Here is a 20,570-nt window from a genome sequence, read left to right on the forward strand (position 1 = left end):
CCACCCCCCGAAGGACAAGTCATGACCGAGCAGCCTACCACCGCCAACCAGATGTGGGGCGGACGTTTCGCCGCAGGCCCGGACGCGATCATGGAGGCGATCAACGCCTCGATCGGCTTCGACCGGCGGCTTTATGCCCAGGACATCCGGGGCAGCCGCGCCCATGCCGCGATGCTTGCGGCACAAGGCATCATCAGCACTAGCGATGCCGAGGCGATCGGGAAAGGGCTGCTCACGGTCTTGTCAGAGATCGAGGCGGGGGGCTTTCCCTTTTCGACCGCGCTGGAAGACATCCACATGAACGTGGAATCGCGGCTCAAGGAGATCGTCGGAGAGCCGGCGGGGCGGCTGCATACGGCGCGAAGCCGCAACGACCAGGTGGCGACGGATTTCCGGCTTTGGGTGCGCGACCAATGCGACGCGGCCATTGCCGGGCTTGACGCGCTGATCCGCGCCGCCTTGTCGCAGGCCGAACGCGGTGCGGATTGGGTGATGCCGGGCTTTACCCATCTGCAAACCGCGCAGCCGGTGACCTGGGGCCATCACATGATGGCCTATGTCGAGATGTTCGGCCGCGACCTGTCGCGGTTCCGGGACGCCCGCCAGCGCATGAACGAATCACCCCTGGGCGCGGCGGCGCTGGCGGGGACGGGGTTCCCCATCGACCGCGAGGCGACGGCGCAGGCCCTGGGGTTCGACCGGCCGATGGCCAACAGCCTGGATGCGGTCAGCGACCGGGATTTCGCGCTGGAATACCTGTCCTCGGCCGCGATCTGCGCCGTCCACCTGTCGCGGCTGGCCGAGGAACTGGTGATCTGGTCCTCGGCCCAGTTCCGCTTTGTCACCATGTCGGACCGCTTCTCGACCGGCTCTTCGATCATGCCGCAGAAAAAGAACCCCGACGCGGCGGAACTGATCCGAGCCAAGATCGGCCGCATCCTTGGGGCGGCCGTGGCGCTGTTCGTGGTGATGAAGGGCCTGCCGCTGGCCTATTCCAAGGACATGCAGGAGGACAAGGAGCAGGTCTTCGACGCGAGCGACAACCTGATGCTGGCCCTGGCGACGATGGAGGGGATGCTGGCCGACCTGACCGCGAACCGCGAACGGCTGGAGGCGGCGGCGGGATCGGGCTTTTCCACCGCGACCGATCTGGCCGACTGGCTGGTGCGCAAGGCCGGGCTGCCCTTCCGCGACGCCCATCACGCGACCGGCGCGCTGGTGGCCATGGCCGAGAAATCGGGCGTGGATCTGCCCGACCTGACGCTGGAACAGATGCAATCGGTCAACCCGGCGATCACCGCGGATGTCTATACCGTGCTGGGGGTGCATAATTCGGTCGCCTCGCGCATGTCCTATGGCGGCACCGCGCCCCAGCAGGTCCGCGCCCAGATCGCCCGCTGGAAACAGAAACTCGAGGAGAACCCCGCATGACGCAGCACCTGCTTTTCGCCGCCTTCGCGCTTATCCTGGCGAGCCTGGCCGGCTGCGGCGTCGATGGCGCCCCGACCCGGCCCGAGCCCAGCCGCGACACCGACCACGTCCCCGGCGTGCATATCAGCGGAGAGGCGCGTTTCGGTGTCATATCGGAACTCTGACCTGACGCCTTTGCGGCTGGTCTGGATCGCGCTTGCACTGGCCGGCGCCGCCGTGGCGCTGTGGCGGGGCGAGGCGCTGTGGCAGGGCACAGGCGGGTCCGAACTGCTGGCGCAGGCCACCCTGGCGCTGTGGTGTCTGGTCGAGACCATGCTGCGCCGCAACTGGGCGGCGCTGCTGACGCTGCCGGGGCTGGCGCTGGGGATCGGCTTTGCGCTGCCGCTTTATCTGTTCATCCGCTCTCGCAGGATCACCTGATGGATCACTTCAACTATGTCGACGGCTGGCTTCATGCCGAAGAAGTGCCGCTGGCCCGCATCGCGGCCAGGGTCGGCACCCCGGTCTATGTCTATTCCGCGGCCACGCTGACCCGGCATTTCAAGCTGTTCCAGCAGGCGCTGGATTGGACCGATCACCTGGTCTGCTTTGCGGTCAAGGCCAATTCGAACATCGCGGTGCTGAAGCTTCTGGGCGACCTGGGCGCCGGCATGGATATCGTTTCGGGCGGGGAATATGCGCGGGCCAGGGCGGCGGGCGTGCCGGGCGAGCGCATCGTCTTTTCCGGCGTCGGCAAGCTGGAACCCGAGATGCGCATGGCCTTGGAAGGCGGCATCCGCCAGTTCAACGTCGAATCCGAGCCGGAACTGGAATTGCTGTCGCGCGTCGCCGCGTCCATGGGGGTCGAGGCGCCGGTCGCCGTGCGGGTGAACCCCGATGTCGATGCCAAGACGCATGAGAAGATCGCCACCGGCAAGTCGGAAAACAAGTTCGGCATTCCCATCGCGCGCGCGCGCGAGGTCTATGCCCATGCCGCGCGCCTGCCCGGCATCAAGGTGGTCGGCATCGACATGCATATCGGCAGCCAGTTGACCGACCTGGAGCCCTATCGCCAGGCCTATGCCAAGATGGCGGAACTGACCCGCGCCCTGCGCGCCGACGGGCATGCCATCACCCGGCTGGACATGGGCGGCGGCCTGGGCATCCCCTACCGCCGCGACAACAATGCCCCGCCCCTGCCCATCGAATACGGCCAGGTGATCCGCGATGCCGTGGGCGACCTGGGCTGCGAGATCGAGATCGAGCCGGGGCGCAACATCGCCGGCAATGCCGGCATCCTGCTTGCCTCGGTGATCTATCTGAAACAGGGCGAGGGGCGGGATTTCCTGATCCTCGACGCGGCGATGAACGACCTGATCCGGCCGGCGATGTATTCGGCCCATCACGACATCGTGCCGGTGCGCGAGCCGGCGCCGGGGGCCGAGGTGGCGCGGCATGACGTGGTCGGCCCGGTCTGCGAGACCGGCGACACCTTCCAGAAGGCGGTCGATCTGCCGGTGCTGGCGCCGGGCGACCTGGTGGCGCTGCGCTCGGCCGGGGCTTATGGCGCGGTGATGGCCTCGGAATATAATTCCCGGCCCTTGGTGCCCGAGGTGCTGGTCAGCGGCGATCAATTCGCCGTCATTCGGGCGCGACCGACGCTTGAGGAAATGCTGGGACGCGATACCATCCCGGAATGGCTATAGGTATCGCTTCCTGCTGCGTGGTCGCCGGGGGTTTCACACCCCCGGACCCCCGTGGGATATTTCCTCACGGAAGAACGGGGGGGCGGGACCATGGAACCCGCTGAGCCGCGCCGGATAGGCTGGGCGGTGGGGCTGACCCGCGCCGGCATGTGGTGGGAGGCGCTGGCCGCTGCCTTTTGGCCCCTGGGCGTGGTCCTGGCGCTGGCGCTGGCGGCGCTGGCCTTTGGCGCGACCGATCTTTTCCCCTCGCGGGTGCTGTTGTGGTTGATGGGGCTGGTCGGGCTGGCCGTGCTGCTGGCTTTCGGTTGGGGGCTGCGGCGGTTCCGGCGCCCCTCGGCCAGGACGGCGCGGCTGCGGGTCGACCGGACCCTGCCGGGACGGCCGCTTTCGGCGCTGCGCGACCGGATGGCGGTGGGGGCCGGGGACGAGGGCGCGGATGCGCTGTGGCGGGCGCATCTGGCGCGGATGCAGGCGGCGGCCCTGGGCGCGCGCCCCGTTCTCCCCGATGCGCGGCTGCGCTGGCGCGACCCGGTGGCGCTGCGGCTGGTCGGGCTGGTGGCGCTGGCCATGGCGCTGGTCTTTGCCCCGACCGGGCAATTGGGCCAGGGCCTGGCCGCGCTGGGGGCGAGCTTTCGCCCGGTGCCCGGCGCGCTGCCCGAGGCCGCCGGCGGTCCTTCATGGGAGGGCTGGGCCGAGCCGCCCGCCTATACCCGCCGTCCGACGCTTTACCTGAACGCCCTGCCCGAGGGCCAGGGGCTGGAGCTGCCCAAGGGATCGAAGCTGAGTTTCCGCCTTTACGGCGAGGGCGCCGAGATCGGGCAGGATGTCGGGGCGGCGGTGCCGGGCGGCGATCCCGCGGCGCCCGAGTTCATGGCAGAGCACGACGGCGTGGTCGAGGTCGCGGGGCGGCGCTTTGACGTGACCGTGCTGCCCGATGCGGCGCCGGTGGTGGCGCCGGGCAAGGCGCCCGAGCGGCGCGCCGACGGAAGGCTGGTGCAGGAGTTCACCGCCAGCGACGACAATGGCATCGCCGCGGGGCAGGCGGTCATCGCGCTGGACCTGGATGCGGTGGACCGCCGGTTCGGTCTGGCGATCGCGCCCGAGCCGCGCGAGCCGGTGGAGCTGGACCTGCCCTTGCCCGCGACCGGCAGCCGCCAGCAGGTGCGCGGCCGGCTGGTGGGCGATCTGGCGCGCCACCCTTGGGCCAACCTGCCGGTGACGGTGGCGCTGAAGGTCGAGGACGGCATCGGCCAGGCGGGCGTTTCCCAGCCGATGCGCATGGTCCTGCCGGGGCGGCGGTTCTTCGACCCGGTGGCGGCGGCGCTGATCGAGCTGCGCCGCGACCTGTTGTGGTCGCGCGACAATGCCGCCCGCAGCGCCCAGTTGCTGCGCGCGGCAAGCTGGCAGCCCGAGGGTTTCATGGACGTGGGGCTGCACCAGGGCTTGCAGGGCGCCATCGCCGCGCTGGAGGCGGGCGATCTGGACGACAAGGCGCGCAACCGGCTGGCGCAGGTGCTGTGGGACGCGGCCGTGGCGCTGGAGGATGGCGGGCTGGCCGATGCGCTGGAGCGGATGCGCCAGGCGCAGGAGCGGCTGTCCGAGGCGATCCGCAACGGCGCCAGTTCCGACGAGGTCCAGCGCCTGATGGACGAGCTGAAGCAGGCGACCGACGACTATCTGGACATGCTGGCCCAGCAGCAGGGGCAGGACCCGGCCGAACGCTTCGACCGCTCGCCCCAGAACCGCCAGCAGATCACCGGCGACCAGATCCAGCAGATGATGGACGAGATCCAGCGCCTGATGAACGAGGGCCGCATGGCCGAGGCCCAGGAATTGCTGGAGCAGTTCAACCGCATGATGCAGAACATGCAAGTCACGCAATCCGAGGGCGGCGAGGGCGGACGCCAGCGCCCCTCGGACCGGCTGGCCCAGACGCTGCGCGACCAGCAGAAACTGGCCGACGAGGCGATGCGCCAGATGCAGGACGAGTTCGGCCAATGGCAGCCGCCGGGCGAGCAGGACGAGGGGCAGGGCACCCAGGACGGATCGCAGCTTGCCGACCGCCAGCGCGACCTGCGCGAGGATCTGGGCCGGCAGCGCGGGTTGCTGCCCGGTCGCGGCACGCCCGAGGGCGAACAGGCGCGCCGCCAGTTGGACGAGGCCGGCCGCGCCATGGAGGATGCCGAGCAGGCGCTGCGCCAGGGCGATGCCGCCGGCGCCATGGAGCGCCAGGCCCAGGCGATCCAGTCCATGCGCGAGGGGATGCGCGCCCTGGGCGAGATGACCGCGCAGAACCAGCAGGGGCAAGAGGGCCAGCCGCAGCAGGGCGGCCAGGAAAACGGCCCGCAAGGCCCCTCCGCCGATCCCCGCGGCCAGCGCGGGCTGGCCCAACCCTTTGACCGGCAGCCGCAGACCGACCCGTTGGGCCGGGCGCTGTCGGGCGACGGCGGCTCGATCGCCTCGGGCGATCCCTTGGCCGAGGGGGGCGACCGCTCTGCCAAGGCCCGCGAGTTGCAGGACGAGATCCGCCGGCGCAGCGGCGAACGCGAGCGGCCGCGCGACGAGCGCGACTATCTGGGCCGGCTGCTGGAGAATTTCTGAAACCCGCGCGCAACGCGAAGTCGGTCGGTCGCCGGGCAGGGGCCAGGGGCGCGATGCCGCTATGGGCGGTCCAGAATGCGGTCGTGCAGCCACAGGCGGCCGCGGTCGACGACGTCGCGCCATTCTGCCAGCCAGCCGCCGCCTTCCTCGACCGCGACCTGGGGGGCCAGCGCGTAAAGCACCACCACCCCCAGCGCCAGCATGGCCGCCAGGCCGAAGCCCGAGACATAGCCGCCGCGGCGCGGCGCGGCCGGCGTCACCAGGGCCGGTACCGGCGCTTCGCGCGGGGGCTGGGGGTCAGGTTCCGCCGGCGCGGTCCCGGCCGCCGCCGGGCGGATCAGGGGCGCTGTGGCCGGCGGAAGCTGCCCATCCCTGGCCGGGGCGTTTGCCGAGGGCGGCGCCGAACGGGTCAGGGTCGCGGCCAGTTCCTCGGCATCGGGCAGGGCCAGGACCGGCGGGGCCGCCTCGGGCAAAGCGTTCCCGTCCGGCGCCGGGGCATCGGCGGGCCCAGGGTCGGGCGCCTGGATATCCGGGCGGGGCGGGTCGGGCGGGCGTTGCGCGGCCGGGGCGGGGGTTTCGGCGGCGGCCGGGGGGGCGGTGACGGTGACGGCCGGCCAATCGGCCTGGTCCGCCGTGGTCGCCGCCATCGGCTGGGCGGGCTCTGCGGTTCCCGCCTGCGGCGCGGCGCCGTCCCCTGTCGCGGGAATGTGATCGCGCGCGCCGGGGCGGGTTGCGGGGCGGGTTTCGGCTTCGCGCGCCCGCAATTCCCTCTGCGCCTCTTCGCGCAGGATCGCCAGGATCGATTCGTCCAGCGGCCGGTTCAGGACCGGGCGGGCGTCGGGATCGGCGGGCCGGGCAGGCCCGGCTGCGCCGGACGGGCCGGATTTCCCCGGCCCGCCTTCGCGCCAGACATGGCCGCAGGCCGAGCATTCGACCTCTCGTCCCAGGGCGGGAATGGCGGATTGCGCAATCTCGTACTGGGCCGCGCAGCGGGGGCAGGTCAGGCGCATGGTCTGGTCTTTCGGCTCGGCTCTGGGGTCGTTTCGGTCATGCGGGCGTCTCGCATTCGCCGCGCGACTGTTCTATCAAGCCCCGAACCGCGCGCCAAGCAGCCCGCGGGGAAAGGCCCGTTCAGAAAGGACGATCAGTGATCGAGATGCAGAACCTGTCCTTTGGCTATAGCGGCAACGATCCGCTGCTGGCCGACATGTCGCTGACGCTTCAGCCGGGCTCGTTCCATTTTCTGACCGGGCCTTCGGGGGCGGGCAAGACCACCTTCCTGCGGCTGTGCTATGCCGACCTGCTGCCCAGCGGCGGGCGGATGGCGGCCTTTGGCCAGGATGTGCGCGGGCTGTCGCGCGACGGCATCGCCGGGCTGCGCCGCCGCGTGGGCGTGGTGCATCAGGACACGCAGTTCCTGGACCACCTGCCGGTGGCGGAAAACATCGCCCTGCCGCTGCTGGTCTCGGGCGAACAGGTGGACATGCCGGCCCTGGGCGAGCTGCTGGCCTGGGTGCAGCTATCCGGCCATGCCCGCGCCATGCCGCCCGAACTGTCGGGGGGCGAGCGGCAGCGCGCCGCGCTGGCCCGCGCCGTCATCATGTCGCCCGACCTGATCCTGGCGGACGAGCCGACCGGCAACCTGGATTGGGACATGTCCATGCGGCTGTTGCAATTGCTGATCGAACTGAACCATTCCGGCAAGGCGGTGCTGATCGCCACCCATGACCTGAACCTGATCCGGGCCGCCAAGCAGCAGGTGCAGGCGCGGGTGCTGCGCATCGCCGGCAAAAGGCTGCAACTGGCGGGGGCGGATCTGTGAAAAGGGCCGAGTTGAAGAAATCGCTGGACCTGGCGGCGCTGTGGCGCGGGTTGACCCGGCCCGACCCGGCCGGAACCGACCGCGTGGTGCCGCCGACCGGCTTCACCGCGCAACTGACGGTGTTTTCGGCCGCCGCCATGGCCTTCCTGGCGGTCTTTGCCCTGGCGCTGGCGCTGGCCACCGGGCGGATGGCCGAACGGTGGTCCAGCGAACTGGCCCAGACCGTGACCGTGCGCATCACCGCCCCGCCCGAGCAGATAGACCAACAGACCGCCACGGTGCTTGCGGCGCTGAAGACCACGCCCGGCATCGCCCAGGCCCGGCTGCTGCCCGATGACGAGGTCGAGGGGCTGCTGGAGCCCTGGTTCGGCCCTGATGTCCCGGTCGAGGCGCTGCCGGTGCCGCGGCTGATCGAAGTGACGCGCGCCGCCGAGGGTTTCGACGCCGAGGCGCTGCGCCTGCGGCTGGAGGGCGAGGCGCCGGACGCGGTTCTGGACGACCATACCCGCTGGCGCCAGCCGCTGGTTTCGGCCGCCAACCGGCTGCGGGTGCTGGGGCTGTTCTCGCTGTTGCTGATCGCCGCCGCCTCGGGGGCGATGATCACGCTGGCGGCCAAAGCGGCGCTGGCGGCGAACGGGCAGGTCATCCGCGTCCTGCGGCTGATCGGCGCGCGCGACATCACCATCGCCACCGCCTTCGTGCGCCGCTTTACCCGCCGCGCCGCCATGGGTGCGGCCGGCGGCACCGCCCTGGCCACGGCGGCGGTCTGGGCGCTGCCAGAGATGGACCAGGCGGGCAGTTTCCTGACCGGGCTGGGGTTCCAGGGCTGGGGCTGGCTATGGCCGCTGCTGATCCCCGTCGCGGCCGCCGCCATCGGCTTTGTCGCCACCCGTGCAGCGGCGCTGAAGATGCTGCGCGAGGTGCGGTGATGAGCCGCTATCATCCGCGCCCACCTTCGATCCTAGATTGGCCGCGAACGGTGCTTTATTACCTTTACGCGGCGCTGGCGACGCTGGCTTTGGGGCTGTGGGGCCTGCCGCAGGTGCTGGTCCGCCCCGAACGCGCGCATCGCGTGGCCAGCCTGTGGCTGGGCCAGATGCTGGGCGCGGCCCGACTGATCCTGGGCGTCCGGGTCGAATATCGCGGCACGCCGCCCGCGGGCGATTGCATCGTCGCCTCGAAACACCAAAGCTTTCTCGACATCCTGGCGCTGGCCCATGCCTGTCCGCGCCGCGCCTTCGTGATGAAGCGCGAGGTGCTGCGCGTGCCGATCATGGGCTGGTTCGCGCGCAAGGTCGGCTGCATCCCCATCGACCGCGCCCGCGGCAAGGAGGCGATGAAGCAGATCATCGCCGAGGTCGAGACCGCCCGCGCCCGGCCCCAGGGGCTGGGCCAGTTGATCATCTATCCCGAAGGAACCCGCACCCGGCCGGGACAGAAGCTGCCCTACAAGCATGGAGCCAGCACCATCCAGCGCGCCACCGGCCTGCCCATCCATCCGGTAGCGGTCAATTGCGGCTTGTTCTGGCCGCGGCGCGGTTTCCCGGTCCGCGGCGGCACGGCGGTGGTCGAGTTCCTGGCGCCGCTTCATGCCGGGCCGCGCTCGGCCGCGGCGACGGAACTGCTGGAAGAGCGGATCGAGCCGGCAAGCGATCGCCTGCTGGCCGAGGCGGGGGGCCTGCCGGTCCGGTGACAGCGCGGGCGCTTTCGCCATTGCGCCCTTGCCCGCGGCGGTTCACCCTGCGGGCCGATTTGCGGGCCCGCCAAGGGCGGAACAGGAGGGCGGGATGCGTCCCATCATCGAGATCGAACATCTGTCCAAGCGTTACGGCAGCGGCACCCCGGCGCTTAACGATGTGTCGCTGTCCATCGACGAGGGCGAGATCCTTGCGCTGCTGGGACCGAACGGCGCCGGCAAGACCACGCTTATCTCGATCGTCTGCGGCCTGGTGGTGCCGAGCGGCGGCACGGTGCGCGTCGGCGGCCACGACATCCGCAAGGACTGGCGCGCGGCCCGGAAACTGATCGGCCTTGTCCCGCAAGAGGTCGCGCTGGAGCCCTTTGAGCCGGTGATCGACTGCGTCCGCTTTACCCGCGGGCTTTATGGCGAGCCGCCCGACGATGCCTATATCGAGCAGTTGCTGCGCAGCCTGGCGCTTTGGGACAAGCGGGACGCGAAGACCCGCGAATTGTCGGGCGGCATGAAGCGCCGGGTGCTGATCGCCAAGGCGCTGTCGCACCGCCCCAAGGTGCTGTTCCTGGACGAGCCGACCGCGGGCGTGGACGTCACGCTGCGGCGCGAGATGTGGCAGGTGGTGCGCGAATTGCGCGCCCAGGGCGTGACCATCATCCTGACCACGCATTACCTGGAAGAGGCCGAGGACATGGCCGACCGCATCGGCGTCATCAACCGCGGCGAGATCCTGCTGGTCAAGCCCAAGGACGAGCTGATGGGCGAGTTCGGCAAGAAGCACCTGACCATCTCGCTTCACCAGCCGCTGGCGGCGCTGCCGCCGGAACTGGCCGGCCGGGGGCTGGTTCTGTCACCGGACGGGCGAGAGCTGGGCTATGACTACGATTCCAGGGCCGAACGCACCGGCATCGCGCATCTGCTGGCCGAAATGGCCGGCCTGGGGCTAAGCGTGCGCGACGTCTCGACCAAGCAAAGCAGCCTTGAGGAAATCTTCATCTCGCTGGTCGAGGAGGAAACCGCATGAACTGGCGTTCCGTCCGCGCGGTCTTTGGTCACGAAATGGCGCGGTTCTTTCGCACGGTCTGGCAATCGCTGGCCTCTCCGGTGCTGTCGACGGTGCTTTACTTCGTCGTCTTCGGCGCCGCCATCGGCGGGCGCATCCAGGCGGTCGAGGGCGTGGCCTATGGCGCCTTCATCGTGCCGGGGCTGATGATGCTGACCGTGTTGCAGCAATCGGTGGCCAATGCCAGTTTCGGCATCTATTTCCCGAAATTTTCCGGCACGATCTATGAAATCCTGGTCGCGCCGACCGGCTGGGTCGAGGTGATGCTGGGCTATGTCGGCGCCGCCGCCGCCAAGGCCATCATGATTGCGCTGGTCATCCTGGCGACCAGCTTCTGGTTCACCGGCATCCATATCGCGCATCCGTTCTGGATGCTGGCCTTTTTGCTGCTGACCGCCCTGGCCTTTTCGCTTCTAGGCTTCATCATCGGGTTGTGGGCCAAGAATTTCGAGCAGTTGCAGATCGTGCCGATGATGGTCATCACGCCGCTGGTGTTTCTGGGCGGGGCCTTCTATTCGGCCTCGATGCTGCCGCCCTTCTGGGAAGCGGTGGCGAAGCTGAATCCGGTGCTTTACCTGATTTCAGGCTTCCGCTGGAGCTTTTTCGGCTTCGCCGACGTCCCGGTGGGCCTGTCGCTGGCCGCCGTCGGGCTGATGATCCTGGTCTGCCTGGCGGTGATCCGCTGGATCTTCCTGACCGGCTGGCGGTTGCGCGAATGACAGCTTAGGCCGGGCAGGGCATCGCGGTCTTGCCCATCCGGGCTGCGTGCAGGTTGAAGGCCGTCGCCTGTTGCTTGAGCCAGGTTTCGGCCGTGTCCCGCCCCTGGGCCTGTGCCAGATGCCGGTAATTGGCGCCCAGCCGCTCGCGTTCCGCCCAAAGCGCGCAGTTCAGCGGCGCCTGCATGTCCTGGGCAGCAGCGGGTCGCGGCTGCTGCGGCTGCACGGCTTGGCCGTCCGGGCCCTGCGCGCTGGCGGCGGGGGCCAATAGCAGCGCGGCGGCGGTAATGAAAAATGACTGTCGAATCATCTGCTTCCTCCCTTTCAGACAAATGTGACATAAGGCCGCGGACTTGTCATCTATTTCCTGCACAGCCGCGTTTGCGGGTCCAGCCGGACATAGTCGCGGGCCGAGATCTTGTGCATCTTCAACGAATGCTTCCACTGCGAGTTCCACATCCGCAGGATGCCGCCCCGGTAATATTGCGCCATCAACTCGTCCACGATGGGCGGGATGATGGTGGTGCCGGGGATGCGGGGCGCGTGAAAGCCGACCGTGGCCCCCGGCCCCAGGCAGGCATTGGGCAGGGTGATATAGATCGTGCAGGCCGAGCGGCAATAGCCGCGCACCTCGACCGGGCGGCCGCTGGCGGCCAGCTTGTTGCGCTGGCGGATGGCCTTGATGACATTGCCGCCGCGGTTGTTCAGGATGACGATGGGCTTGCCGCGCGGCTGCGCCTGCGCCTGGGCCGTCGCGGGCAGGCTGGCGACGCCGGCGCCAAGGGCCAGCGCCAGGACAAGCGCCGAAGAAAGGCGGGTCATAAGGGAAGGCATGTTCATGTCCCTTGCTATGCCTTGGCGAACGCACAAGTCCAAATGACGTTCCGGCGAGCCGCGCTTGCCGCTTAACAAGCCGCGCGAGCCGGATTATATGCCGGGCCATGAGCCAGAACCCGCCCCTGTTGCGCCCCGATCTAGCCCCCAGCCCGATCTTCGACACCACGCGAAGGGACGGGCAGCCAACCATCGGCATGGTCAGCCTTGGTTGTCCCAAGGCGCTGGTGGACAGCGAACGCATCCTGACCCGGCTGCGGGCCGAGGGCTATGCGATCAGCCCCGACTACAAGGGCGCCGGCGCGGTAATCGTGAACACCTGCGGCTTCCTGGACAGCGCCAAGGCGGAAAGCCTGCACGCCATCGGCGAGGCGCTGGCGGAAAACGGCAAGGTGATCGTCACCGGCTGCCTGGGGGCCGAGCCGGAATACATCACCGGCGCGCATCCCAGCGTGCTGGCGGTGACGGGGCCGCAACAATACGAACAGGTGCTGGACGCGGTGCATCTGGCGGTGCCGCCCAGCCCCGACCCGTTCCTGGACCTGCTGCCGGCCTCGGGCGTCAAGCTGACGCCGCGCCATTACAGCTATTTGAAGATTTCCGAAGGCTGCAATCACGCCTGCAAGTTCTGCATCATCCCCGACATGCGCGGGCGTCTGGTCAGCCGCCCCGCCCATGCCGTGATCCGCGAGGCGGAAAAGCTGGTCGAGGCCGGGGTGCGCGAATTGCTGGTGATTTCGCAGGACACCTCGGCCTATGGGCTGGACCGCAAGTTCGCGACCGAACGCGGCCACCGCGCCCATATCACCGACCTGGCCCGCGACCTGGGGTCGCTGGGGGCCTGGGTGCGGCTGCATTACGTCTATCCCTATCCGCATGTGCGCGACCTGATCCCCTTGATGGCCGAGGGGCTGGTTCTGCCCTATCTGGACATCCCCTTTCAGCACGCCCACCCGGACACGCTGAAGCGCATGGCCCGGCCCGCTGCGGCGGCGCGGACCCTGGACGAGATCGCCGCCTGGCGCGCGGCCTGCCCGGACATCACCCTGCGCTCGACCTTCATCGTCGGCTATCCCGGCGAGACCGAGGCCGAGTTCCAGACCCTGCTCGACTGGCTGGACGAGGCGCAACTGGACCGGGTCGGCTGCTTCCAATACGAAAACGTCACGGGCGCGCGCGCCAACGACCTGCCGGACCACGTCGCCGACGATGTGAAACAGGACCGCTGGGACCGCTTCATGCAAAAGGCGCAGGCGATTTCCGAAGCCAAGCTGGCCGCCAAGGTGGGCCGCCGCATCGAGGTGATCGTGGACAGCGTGGACGACCAGGGCGCAACTTGCCGCAGCCAGGCCGATGCGCCGGAAATCGACGGCAACCTGTTCATCGACGACGGCTTCGAAAGCCTGGCCCCCGGCGACATCGTCAGCGTCACCGTGGACGAGGCCGGCGAATATGATCTGTGGGGCCGGCTCTAGCGGATAATGGCGCCGGTTGTGGCCTTGGCGCCGCCGGCTTATTCAAGGGCTGCGACACAACAAGGCGGCATGGATGAACTGGGACCCCGAAGGCAAGCCCCGCAAACCCGATTTCCTGGGCATCGGCGCGCAAAAGGCCGGCACCACCTGGCTGTCGCAGATGCTGGGGCAGCATCCCGATGTCTGGACGCCGCCCTTCAAGGAGGTGCAGTTCTTCAACCATCGCTTTATCGAAGAGCATCGCAAATGGTTGCCCTGGCATTTCCGCCGCGGCCGCCAGAATATCGAGAAACGCTGGGCCGCCCGCGGCCAGGAAATGCCGCCCGACATGGTGCGCTATCTGGACCGCATCACCCGCGAGCCGATGTTTACCAACCATTGGTACAAGCTGGTCTTCGCCCCGGCGCCGCAGGGGGCCAGGACCATCGACGTCACCCCGGAATATTCGACCCTTCCACCCGAAGGCGTAGACTTCGTTGCAAAATTCCTGCCGCAGGCGAAGTTCGTCTATATCATCCGCCATCCCGTGGACCGCGCCATCTCGCAGCTTAAGATGAACCTGACGCGGGCGCGCCGCAAACCCAGGACCGTCGAGGACTGGCTGGCCGAGGTTGAGGCCCCGGAACTGATGGATCGCGGCGACTACATGACCTATGTGCCGCGCTGGAATGCGCATTTCGGCCCCGACCGGCTGCTTTACCTGCCCTTTGGCGTGATCGCCCGCGACCCCCTGGGCCTGCTGCGCCGCGTCGAAAGCTTCCTGGACCTGCCGGCGCATGATTATCGCGACATCGGCAAGAAGGTCTTCGCCTCGGACAATGCGCTGGTGGTCCCCGACCAGGCCCGCGCCCGGCTGCGCGAAAAGCTGGAACCGCAATTCGGCTTTCTGGACCAGACATTCGGCCCGGAATTCACCAAGGCTTTCCGCTGAGCCTTCCCCTTTCGTTCCCGCTCGACTACATAGCGGCCAAGTTCACACCGATTTCTAAGACGGGGAAAGATCATGGCCTCCTACCAGTTCGTTTACCACATGGACGGGGTGTCCAAGACCTATCCGGGCGGCAAGAAGACGTTTGAAAATATCCGCCTGAACTTTCTGCCCGGCGTCAAGATCGGCGTCGTCGGCGTCAACGGCGCCGGTAAATCCACGCTGCTGCGCATCATGGCCGGCATCGACAAGGACTTCACCGGCGAAGCCTGGGCCGCCAAGGGCGCGACCGTCGGCTACCTGCCGCAGGAGCCGCAGCTTGATCCCGCCCTGAACGTGCGCGGCAACGTCATGGAAGGCGTCAAGGCCAAGCAGGCCAAGCTCGACCGTTACAACGAACTGGCGATGAACTACTCGGACGAGACCGCCGAGGAGATGGCGAAGCTTCAGGACGAGATCGACGCCGAGAACCTGTGGGATCTGGACAGCCAGATCGACGTCGCCATGGAGGCGCTGCGCTGCCCGCCGGACGACGCCGATGTGGAAAGCCTGTCGGGCGGCGAACGCCGCCGGGTGGCGCTGTGCAAGCTGCTTCTGGAACAGCCCGACATGCTGCTGCTGGACGAACCGACCAACCACCTGGATGCCGAGACCATCGCCTGGCTGCAAAAGCACCTGATCGAATATCCCGGCACCATCCTGATCGTCACCCATGACCGCTATTTCCTGGACGACATCACCGGCTGGATTCTCGAATTGGACCGCGGTCGCGGCATCCCCTATGAGGGCAATTACTCGGCCTGGCTGGAGCAAAAGGCCAAGCGGCTGGAGCAGGAAGCGCGCGAAGACAAGGCCAAGCAAAAGACGCTGGAGCGGGAACTGGAATGGATCCGCGCCGGCGCCAAGGCGCGGCAGGCCAAGCAAAAGGCCCGGATCAACGCCTATAACGAACTGGCCGGCCAGTCCGAGCGGGAAAAGCTGTCCAACGCCCAGATCATCATCCCCAATGGCGAGCGGCTGGGCAACAAGGTGATCGAGGTCGACGGCCTGAAAAAGGCCATGGGCGACAAGCTGTTGATCGAGGATCTGACCTTCAGCCTGCCGCCGGGCGGCATCGTCGGCGTGATCGGCCCGAACGGCGCCGGCAAGTCGACGCTGTTTCGGATGCTGACCGGGCAGGAACCGCCCGACGCGGGCGAGATCAGCTATGGCGACACGGTAAAGCTTAGCTATGTCGACCAGTCGCGCGACGCGCTGGACCCCAACAAGACCGTGTGGGAGGAAATTTCCGGCGGGGCCGAGCAGATCGAACTGGGCGATGCGACGATGAACAGCCGCGCCTATGCCTCGGCCTTCAACTTCAAGGGCGGCGACCAGCAGAAAAAGGTCGGGCTGCTTTCGGGCGGCGAACGCAACCGGGTGCATATGGCCAAGCTGTTGAAATCCGGCGGCAACGTGCTGCTGCTGGACGAACCGACCAACGACCTGGACGTGGAAACCTTGCAGGCGCTGGAAGCGGCGCTAGAGGATTTCGCCGGCTGCGCGGTCATCATCTCGCACGACCGCTTCTTCCTCGACCGGCTTTGCACGCATATCCTGGCCTTCGAGGGAGAGGCGCATGTGGAATGGTTCGAGGGCAACTTCGAGGATTACGAAGCCGACAAGATCCGCCGCCTGGGCGCCGATTCGGTCGAGCCGAAGCGGGTGAAATACAAGAAGTTCACCCGCTGATCCCATTCGACAGCCGCATGGAAACGTGACAGCAGCAGGCCCGCCGACGGAATATGCAGGATATGGAACAGCAAAGCCCGCTTTGGGCCGGCCCGCCCGACGAGTATTTCTTTGTCGTGGGCCGCGACCCCGGCCTGTGGTTCGTCGAGCCGCCGGAATGGCTGGTCCGCCCTGTTCCCGGTGCGCGGGTGCGCCAATACGCATGCAGCGATTACGCCAATGTCCAAGAGGTCATCGAAAAGAACCTGGAACCCCGCTGGCAGGAAACCCAGCCCCTGGTTCTGGAAACCAACACCCTGCCGGTGATCGGCAAGGATGTCACCTTCCGGGGCGGGGGCGCGCAGGTGCAGGACAGGTTCCTGCCCAATGGCGCGTCGGGGGATCGCAGTTTCTCGCGCTATCTCAAGCATAATCCCGGCCTGCGGCCGTTTCGCCAGACCAACCGCTTTTTCGCTGCGGCACGGCAGGAAACCACGATGGACCTGCCGATATGGCCGCTTGAATCAGGGCGGATACCGATCGGGATCGAATGCCGGAACCGGACGAACTTTTATCACTTCATGACCGAGTCGCTTCCGCTTCTGGTCCATTACGTGGATTCGCAGGCCGAGCGGATTACCTTTCATTGCCGTAATGACGACCCTTCGGGTTTCTCGGATCGCTTCATCCGCGCGGTTTTCCCGGAAATCCACGACCGGGTGTCCTTTACGGCGCGCGCGACAAGCTATGAGCGGGTGAATATTCCGCTGAACCTGCGGCATATGATCTATGCAAATGGCGATCCGCGCATCCAGCAGCCCATCGAAAGCGCCCAGGGCGACCCGGAATGGCAGACGGTTTCGGCGCATGTGCAGCGCCGCAAGTTCATCCTGAAAAACACCTATGACGCATCGCTGCGCCTGTTGCGCGAACGGGCGCTGTCCAAGATCAGCCAGGCCGATCTGGACAAGATGCCCAAGCGCATCTGGATTAGCCGGGATGATCGCAATGCCAATGTGAACCAGCGCCCGCTTGTCGGAGAGGAAAAGCTTGTGGCCCGGCTGCGCGATCTGGGCTTCGAGCAGATGTTTTTCGAAAGGATGGAGCCCCTCGAACAGATTGCGGCTGTTCATGCCGCCGAGGTGATCGGCGCGGCGCATGGGGCATTCTTTGGGAATATGATTTTCGCCAATCCGAATGCGCATGTCATCGAGGTCGGATCGGTGCAGACCCAGTTTCACCGCTGGGGCGATTTCCTAGGGAACGCCCACGCCTCGGGCTGCCGTTATTCGGTGGTGTTCGCGGACACCGCCCAGGACGATCCATCGGAAATCAGTTCGATCAAGCAGGGGCTTATCGGGGTGCGCATCGGCGACAAGGCGATTGACCTGATCTGCCGGTTGGCCGAACAGGGCCAGTTCGACTAGCGCAGCCGGGAAATCCCGGCCGCGCTGGCTGGCCATCAAGCCTGCTGGTCCGCGCTGTCGGGCACGATGCTGGTTTCGAAACTGTCATCTGGCTGGAACGGCTTGAAGCGCAGCTTGTGCAGCTTTTCCAGCCGGTGCAGATCGGCGTTCCGTTCTTCCAGGGTCAGCTCTTCCCACGGAGTATCGGATTCGATCATGCCGGCGGCCTTGAGCATCCGATACATTTCGACCAGCTTGATTTCTCCGAACGAACTGCGGCTGGGCCGATTGGTGTTTTCCGGCAGCCAGTCATTCACCAGCGCATCGACCTGATGGCAGGTGATGCCCTTGAATTCGCCAAGCTGGCGCGAGAACAGTTCGCCAAAGGCCATGCTGCGGCGGCGCAAGATGCCGACATGCTGCCCGGAATTGCCCACATAGCCGACAAGATGAAGCGGCGAGCAATCGACCGCGATGATCATCTCGGCCGCCTTGTATTGCGCAAGCTGGTCCAGCTTGGATTCCCGCTGCGGATGGAAGATCGTATAGCCTTCGGCGGTCAGATATTCTTCAAGCTTGCTTTCGCCCAGGATGCCACCGCGTTCCGGCGGCAGCATCGAGCGCGAGATATAAATCTTTTTCGCCCCGGCTGCTTCGACATTCATCCCGGCATGGGCATTGATGTAATTCCGGAACTTGCGGCTGCCGCCCGTCAGGTCGCCCAGGCCGAAACCCTGTTAGGGGACATAAAGCCGTTCGACGCGCACCGGACCGGCGGGGCAGGTGATGGGAATTCCGGCCAGCCCCAGATTGTTGATCAGGTCGGCATAGACCTCGAACGGGCGAAGGTTGTCCTTCATCTGGTTCTTGGGTGTAAAGACCAGCCCGTCGATCTTGTCGCGCAATTCGTCAAGCGCCCAGATCCGGGTCATGCTTTCGGTGATGAAATGTCCGAAATGACCATAGCTGATCCCGGCGAACATATGCGTGCCGGGCAGGTCGGTGATGTCCCTGGCATCGGGGATTTCCGGTTCGCCGTTGATCCGGTCATCCGTCGCCGACCAGCTGATCGAGTTCGTGACGAACCTGCCTTCGCTGTCCAACACGCCGGATGGTTGCCATTTTCCCTGGCCCTTGGGGCCGGGGGGCACGACAATCGCGTTTTCAACCAGGACCAGATCGTCGGTTTCGTCATCCAAATCTAACATGATCAGCCTTTCACGGAACATCGTCCCTGCTCTAGCGGGCGGACGGGCGCTGTCAACCGGCTTGTGTATCCGCCGCCTTGCCGGCATCGTCGCGCATCAATTTTAATATTCGTCAGACCTTTTATGTTTTCAACCACGCTGCTAACATGCCCGAAAGGAAAGGGTGCCGCATGAGCCTGCAATATGACGAGATCGTGCGCGGCGGGCTGGCCCGGCAGGTGGCCGACCTGATCCGCACCGCCATTCTTGAAGGCCGGCTTGCCGTCGATGAACGCCTGCCGACCGAGGACGAGCTGGCGCGCCGCTTCGGCATCTCGCGCCCCACGGTGCGCGAGGCGCTGAAGGTGCTGGCGGCGCAGAACCTGATCCGCTCGCGCCGCGGGCCTGCGGGGGGCACCTTCGTCAACCGCCCCGATAAGGACGCCGCCGCCCGCACCATCACCGACACCGCGACGCTGCTGGTCGGCATGGGCCGTTTCGACATCGACGAGATCGTGGCGGCGCGGATGGAGACCGAGGCATTGTGCTGCCGCCTTGCCGCCGCGAACCGCAGCGAAGCCGATCTTGCCGCGATGGCCGACGAGATCGCCCTGCTGGGGGAAGAGACCCTGTCGGACGAGGATTTCTGCGCCTCGGACGTGCGCTTTCATCGCGCCGTGGTGCAGGCCACGGGCAACGGCCCGGTGCAGTTGATGATGCACGCGATGATCGAAAGCTTCATCCCGATCACCAACATGCTGATCTATCGCGATCACGAACGCCGCCGCACCGTCGCCGCGCACCAGCATATCCGCGCCGCGATCGCCGCCCGCGATGCCGAAACGGCCGCGCAGCTCATGCGGGACCATGTCGAGGACATGCGCACCGTGCTGGATCAGGCGCTGGCCCGCCGCAATATCGACAAACGCCAAGGAGGAACCTCATGACCGAAACATTCCGCGCCCTGCTGATCGAGGATCGCGACGGCAAGCCGGTGGCGGGTTTCCGCGACCTGACCCGCGATGCGCTGCCCGACCACGACGTGCTGGTCGAGGTCGCCTATTCGACGCTGAACTACAAGGACGGGCTGGCGATCACCGGCAAGGGCCGCATCGCCCGCCGCCTGCCGATGGTGGCGGGGATCGACATTGCCGGGACGGTGGTCGAAAGCCGCTCGGACCGCTGGCAGCCGGGCGACAAGGTGATCGTGAACGGCTGGGGCCTGTCGGAAACCGAATGGGGCGGCTACAGCCGGTTCCAGCGCCTCAAGCCCGAATGGCTGACCCGGCTGCCGCAGGGGTTTTCGTTGCAGGATGCCATGGCCATCGGCACCGCCGGCTATACCGCCGCGCTTTGCGTCGATGCGCTGGAAGATTGGGGCGCGATCCGGCCCGGCGAAGGCGAGGTCCTGGTGACGGGGGCCGCGGGCGGCGTCGGCTCGACCGCGATCAGCCTGCTGTCGGCCAAGGGCTATGCCGTCACCGCCGCCACCGGCCGCCCCGAGACGCATGACTACCTGGCCGGGCTGGGCGCCACGGGCTTCGTGGACCGCGCCGCGCTGGCCGAAAAGGCCGGCCCGCTGCAAAAGGAACGCTGGGCGGGGGCGGTGGACAGCGTGGGATCGACCACGCTGGCCAATGTCCTGGCGCAGACGCGTTACGGCGGCGCGGTCGCGGCCTGCGGGCTGGCGGGCGGCTTCGACCTGCCGGCGACGGTCATGCCGCATATCCTGCGCGCGGTCGCGCTTTTGGGCATCGACAGCGTGATGGCGCCGCAGGCCAAGCGCGACCGCGCCTGGGCGACGCTGGCCGCGCATCTGGACAAGGCGCATCTGGACAGCATCGCGCGGGTGGAGCCCATGTCGAAACTGCCCGAACTTGCGGCCGATATCGTCGCCGGCCGCATCCGCGGCCGCGTGGTCATCGACATCGCGGGATAGGACCCGCGGATGGAACCGGGGCGGCCCCGGTTCCATCCCTCGCCGCCCTTCGCGCCGCCATTGGCTTTCACCGTTTCCCA

The 20,570-nt window shown here is 67.2% G+C and carries 21 protein-coding genes; 16 read left to right on the top strand and 5 right to left on the bottom strand.

What is annotated here, in order from left to right; genetic code table 11:
* The first annotated feature begins 21 nt into the window (after positions 1–21).
* From argH to F3H32_RS01795, 5 genes are all read left to right on the top strand, one after another.
* Positions 22–1,431: an argininosuccinate lyase gene (argH, locus tag F3H32_RS01780; protein WP_149763872.1), complete on the top strand. Its 1,410-nt coding sequence runs from the start codon at positions 22–24 to the stop codon at positions 1,429–1,431.
* Positions 1,428–1,595, top strand: coding sequence for a hypothetical protein (locus F3H32_RS17640; protein WP_188128560.1), 168 nt, complete (start codon positions 1,428–1,430; stop codon positions 1,593–1,595). Before argH ends, F3H32_RS17640 begins: the two co-directional genes overlap by 4 nt.
* Positions 1,576–1,851, top strand: a complete 276-nt coding sequence (locus tag F3H32_RS01785; RefSeq protein WP_149763874.1) for a DUF2834 domain-containing protein — start codon at positions 1,576–1,578, stop codon at positions 1,849–1,851. Before F3H32_RS17640 ends, F3H32_RS01785 begins: the two co-directional genes overlap by 20 nt.
* The gene (gene lysA / locus F3H32_RS01790) at positions 1,851–3,116 is read left to right on the top strand and encodes a diaminopimelate decarboxylase (protein ID WP_149763876.1); all 1,266 of its coding nucleotides are present in this window, start codon (positions 1,851–1,853) and stop codon (positions 3,114–3,116) included. The genes F3H32_RS01785 and lysA overlap by 1 nt, the downstream gene beginning before the upstream one ends.
* A 90-nt stretch (positions 3,117–3,206) precedes the next feature.
* Entirely contained in the window at positions 3,207–5,717 is a 2,511-nt protein-coding gene (locus tag F3H32_RS01795) for a DUF4175 domain-containing protein (protein WP_149763878.1), read from the top strand.
* Positions 5,718–5,776: 59 nt separating this feature from the next.
* Here F3H32_RS01795 and F3H32_RS01800 read toward each other — a convergent pair whose 3' ends face one another.
* On the bottom strand, positions 5,777–6,727 hold the full coding sequence (locus F3H32_RS01800) for a zinc-ribbon domain-containing protein (RefSeq protein WP_149763880.1): 951 nt from the start codon (positions 6,725–6,727) through the stop codon (positions 5,777–5,779).
* A 137-nt stretch (positions 6,728–6,864) separates the two neighbouring features.
* Between F3H32_RS01800 and F3H32_RS01805 the strand changes: the two genes are divergently transcribed.
* The 5 genes from F3H32_RS01805 to F3H32_RS01825 all read left to right on the top strand — a co-directional run bounded on the left by F3H32_RS01805 (position 6,865) and on the right by F3H32_RS01825 (position 11,014).
* The gene (locus tag F3H32_RS01805) at positions 6,865–7,539 is read left to right on the top strand and encodes a cell division ATP-binding protein FtsE (RefSeq protein WP_149763882.1); all 675 of its coding nucleotides are present in this window, start codon (positions 6,865–6,867) and stop codon (positions 7,537–7,539) included.
* A gap of 23 nt (positions 7,540–7,562) precedes the next feature.
* Complete coding sequence (locus F3H32_RS01810) at positions 7,563–8,468, top strand: cell division protein FtsX (RefSeq protein WP_394349605.1); 906 nt, start codon at positions 7,563–7,565, stop codon at positions 8,466–8,468.
* Positions 8,468–9,232, top strand: a complete 765-nt coding sequence (locus tag F3H32_RS01815) for a lysophospholipid acyltransferase family protein (RefSeq protein WP_149763886.1) — start codon at positions 8,468–8,470, stop codon at positions 9,230–9,232. The genes F3H32_RS01810 and F3H32_RS01815 overlap by 1 nt, the downstream gene beginning before the upstream one ends.
* 94 nt (positions 9,233–9,326) lie before the next feature.
* Positions 9,327–10,256 carry an ABC transporter ATP-binding protein gene (locus tag F3H32_RS01820; protein ID WP_149763887.1) on the top strand — a complete coding sequence of 310 codons (930 nt, stop codon included), beginning with the start codon at positions 9,327–9,329 and terminating at the stop codon, positions 10,254–10,256.
* On the top strand, positions 10,253–11,014 hold the full coding sequence (locus F3H32_RS01825; protein ID WP_149763889.1) for an ABC transporter permease: 762 nt from the start codon (positions 10,253–10,255) through the stop codon (positions 11,012–11,014). Before F3H32_RS01820 ends, F3H32_RS01825 begins: the two co-directional genes overlap by 4 nt.
* Before the next feature lie 4 nt (positions 11,015–11,018).
* Here F3H32_RS01825 and F3H32_RS01830 read toward each other — a convergent pair whose 3' ends face one another.
* Both F3H32_RS01830 and F3H32_RS01835 read right to left on the bottom strand, forming a co-directional pair.
* The gene (locus F3H32_RS01830) at positions 11,019–11,321 is read right to left on the bottom strand and encodes a hypothetical protein (protein ID WP_149763891.1); all 303 of its coding nucleotides are present in this window, start codon (positions 11,319–11,321) and stop codon (positions 11,019–11,021) included.
* A gap of 50 nt (positions 11,322–11,371) precedes the next feature.
* Entirely contained in the window at positions 11,372–11,833 is a 462-nt protein-coding gene (locus F3H32_RS01835) for a hypothetical protein (RefSeq protein ID WP_223191317.1), read from the bottom strand.
* 119 nt (positions 11,834–11,952) lie between these two features.
* On the opposite strand from F3H32_RS01835, the gene rimO reads away from it, so the two are divergent.
* From rimO to F3H32_RS01855, 4 genes are all read left to right on the top strand, one after another.
* Positions 11,953–13,320, top strand: coding sequence for a 30S ribosomal protein S12 methylthiotransferase RimO (rimO, locus tag F3H32_RS01840; protein WP_149763893.1), 1,368 nt, complete (start codon positions 11,953–11,955; stop codon positions 13,318–13,320).
* A gap of 73 nt (positions 13,321–13,393) precedes the next feature.
* Positions 13,394–14,251, top strand: coding sequence for a sulfotransferase family protein (locus tag F3H32_RS01845; protein ID WP_149763895.1), 858 nt, complete (start codon positions 13,394–13,396; stop codon positions 14,249–14,251).
* Positions 14,252–14,323: 72 nt separating this feature from the next.
* Positions 14,324–15,979 (top strand): energy-dependent translational throttle protein EttA, encoded by a 1,656-nt coding sequence (gene ettA / locus F3H32_RS01850; RefSeq protein ID WP_115755986.1) that lies wholly within the window; start codon positions 14,324–14,326, stop codon positions 15,977–15,979.
* Positions 15,980–16,041: 62 nt separating this feature from the next.
* Entirely contained in the window at positions 16,042–17,385 is a 1,344-nt protein-coding gene (locus F3H32_RS01855) for a glycosyltransferase family 61 protein (RefSeq protein WP_188128562.1), read from the top strand.
* A 35-nt stretch (positions 17,386–17,420) separates the two neighbouring features.
* Here F3H32_RS01855 and F3H32_RS01860 read toward each other — a convergent pair whose 3' ends face one another.
* Together F3H32_RS01860 and F3H32_RS01865 are read right to left on the bottom strand one after the other, a co-directional pair.
* Positions 17,421–18,089, bottom strand: coding sequence for a glycosyltransferase 61 family protein (locus F3H32_RS01860; protein WP_316700711.1), 669 nt, complete (start codon positions 18,087–18,089; stop codon positions 17,421–17,423).
* 12 nt (positions 18,090–18,101) lie between these two features.
* Positions 18,102–18,593, bottom strand: coding sequence for a glycosyltransferase family 61 protein (locus F3H32_RS01865; RefSeq protein ID WP_188128563.1), 492 nt, complete (start codon positions 18,591–18,593; stop codon positions 18,102–18,104).
* 149 nt (positions 18,594–18,742) lie between these two features.
* Between F3H32_RS01865 and F3H32_RS01870 the strand changes: the two genes are divergently transcribed.
* Both F3H32_RS01870 and acuI read left to right on the top strand, forming a co-directional pair.
* Positions 18,743–19,498, top strand: coding sequence for a FadR/GntR family transcriptional regulator (locus F3H32_RS01870; RefSeq protein WP_149763903.1), 756 nt, complete (start codon positions 18,743–18,745; stop codon positions 19,496–19,498).
* Positions 19,495–20,490, top strand: coding sequence for an acrylyl-CoA reductase (NADPH) (acuI, locus tag F3H32_RS01875; protein WP_149763905.1), 996 nt, complete (start codon positions 19,495–19,497; stop codon positions 20,488–20,490). The genes F3H32_RS01870 and acuI overlap by 4 nt, the downstream gene beginning before the upstream one ends.
* The last annotated feature ends 80 nt before the right edge of the window (positions 20,491–20,570 follow it).

The sequence above is a fragment of the Paracoccus thiocyanatus genome (genome assembly GCF_900156255.1).
In the GTDB taxonomy this organism is placed as follows: Bacteria; Pseudomonadota; Alphaproteobacteria; order Rhodobacterales; family Rhodobacteraceae; genus Paracoccus; species Paracoccus thiocyanatus.